Here is a 228-nt window from a genome sequence, read left to right on the forward strand (position 1 = left end):
ACAAGCCTATACCGGTATCTCTGCTCGTTCTTCATCAGACAATCTGTGTGAGCACTGCACATAACACGTATCTCTTAGGTAAGGAGGTGATCCAACCGCAGGTTCCCCTACGGTTACCTTGTTACGACTTCACCCCAGTCATGAATCACAAAGTGGTAAGCGCCCTCCCGAAGGTTAAGCTACCTACTTCTTTTGCAACCCACTCCCATGGTGTGACGGGCGGTGTGT

1 rRNA gene is annotated in these 228 nt (G+C 50.4%); it reads right to left on the reverse strand.

Features of this window, described 5'->3' with window-relative positions:
- Positions 1-79: 79 nt before the first annotated feature.
- Positions 80-228: ribosomal RNA gene (locus HMPREF2886_RS01685) — 16S ribosomal RNA — on the reverse strand; the annotation flags it as partial.

Origin of the sequence: Pseudomonas sp. HMSC066A08 (assembly GCF_001813025.1) — a bacterium.
In the GTDB taxonomy this organism is placed as follows: domain Bacteria; phylum Pseudomonadota; class Gammaproteobacteria; order Pseudomonadales; family Pseudomonadaceae; genus Pseudomonas; species Pseudomonas aeruginosa.